General features: G+C 72.5%; 1 protein-coding gene. It reads left to right on the forward strand.

Going from position 1 to position 1906, the window contains the following annotated elements; all coding sequences use genetic code 11:
• Positions 1 to 746: 746 nt before the first annotated feature.
• Positions 747 to 1906 (forward strand): WD40 repeat domain-containing protein (locus BN12_RS21495; RefSeq protein ID WP_200901271.1); only part of this gene is annotated, 1160 nt, incomplete at its 3' end.

Below are 1906 nucleotides of genomic sequence, written 5' to 3' on the forward strand. Positions count from 1 at the left end.
CCCCGCACCTGCCGGAGTCGTCCTGCGCAGGTGCGGGCTTGTCGTGGTTCCAGGACGCCTCCGGCCACGACAACCTCACACCTGCCGGGGCCGGTCCGTCGCACGTGCCGACTTGTTGTCGTCAACCCGCCCCATCGACAACATCACCTCGGCACGTGCGGACCCTCACACTCAGTGCGCCGAGTCCGCCCGCGCACCGCGCTGTTCCGGGCGCCAGACGCTCACTCGACTCCCGTCGAATGCCGACCCGCCGAAACGCGGCGACCGACTCCTGGGTCGAGAACGATGCGCCCGACGCTCACTCGACTCGAGTCCTCCGACGACGCGTCAATGGCGACGCGGTCAGTCCCAACGCGTACGCACAGGTTCTGCACGACCGGCTTCGCACCGTGAGCCGGAGCCGCCGCCTACCGGCGTCGCAGTCGTTCGCCCCTCCAGGTGGCGCTCCCCTCTGCGCTGACGGAGAACCTGCGTCGGGACGGAGGAGTTGCTCCGTCCCGACGCAGGTTCTCCGTCCGGACGAGGCTGCTCGGGCCGGCTCGACACGGCCGCTCGACACGGCCCCTGGACACGAACGACGCCATCGTCGGAGGTCGCCCCCGAAAGGTGCGGGCACGGTGCAGGCAAGAGCCAGGCACCCGCATACCGCGCGCCCGAGGACCACGACTCGCTACGCTCGCACCGGTCGGGTTCAGCATTCGGGTACGACGGTGGGGTATGCCATGAGGTCGTTGGGTCGTCGCTGGTTGCGCCAGTATCTGGTCGGGATCATTGCGGTGGCGGCCGTCCTCGCCGTCCTCTACGGCCCGGCCCTCGTGCCGCATCGACGGAGCTCTGCGGAGGCGAATGGGCCGGTCCTCCCGACGACCATCGCGCCGTACTCATGGTTCACCGGCAAGCTCTCCGCGCACCGGATGGAGGCCGCGTCGCTGCTCTACGAGAACGGATTCGGCGTCGAGTTCATGGACCACCCGCAGGCGGTGCTGCTCGGTGCCGACGGCAGCACCTACCGCCGCCTCGGCGCGGCGGAGGCGGCCTCGATCGCGGCCGACCAGGGCGACCCGGCGACCTCCGAGCTGTCACCTGACGGCACCTTCGTCGTCATCGGCAGCTCCGCCGCCACCGGCACGGTCGAGGTGGTCACGCTCGAGGACGGGCACCGGCGGACGCTGCCGACCCTCGCCAGGCAGGCGACGCTGCCCCTGTCCATCGGCGCGGACGGCCGGACCGTGATCCTCGCGACGAGCCGCTCCGACGTGAACCGCTACGCGGTCGGGAGCGACCTCGGCCTCGCGCGGCTCGACCTGACCACCGGAGCGGTCCACGCCTATCCGGCGATCAGGCACGTCGAGGGCGCAGCACTGTCACCCGACGGCTCCCGGCTGGCCGTGGCCGGTGAGGGCGTCACGCGCATCCTCGACGCGGCCACCGGCGAGGTCCGCGCCTCCTTCCCCACGTCGGACTCCACCGTCCTCGACGGTGACGCGTGGTCACCCGACGGCCGCCGGCTCGCGCTCGTCGACCAGTCCAGCACCGAGGAGGGCGGCGCCGACCTCGTCGTCGTCGACGTGTCCGGCGCGACGCCCGTCGAGCGCGGGGAACACCTCGACGCGTCCGCCTACGGCGCCGCCGCGATCGGCTGGCGCGACGATGGGACCGTGCTCGTGCATACCCAGACCGACCCCGACGCCAACACCTCGGAGCTGGTGTGGGTCGACACGGCGACCGGGGCTGCGACGCAGCTCGCGACCTACCGACCCGATGCCGTCACCTGGGCCGCGATGGGTCGCGTCGACGCCGCCCGCAACCTCGTGGCGACGTGGCACGTCGCGGACCGGCCGGTGGACCGGGGGCTGTGGCCGCTGCGGCTCGGCCTCGGCGCGGCCGCGCTCGCCGGGATCCTGGC

The sequence above is a fragment of the Nostocoides japonicum T1-X7 genome, from assembly GCF_001046855.1.
GTDB lineage: Bacteria > Actinomycetota > Actinomycetes > Actinomycetales > Dermatophilaceae > Nostocoides > Nostocoides japonicum.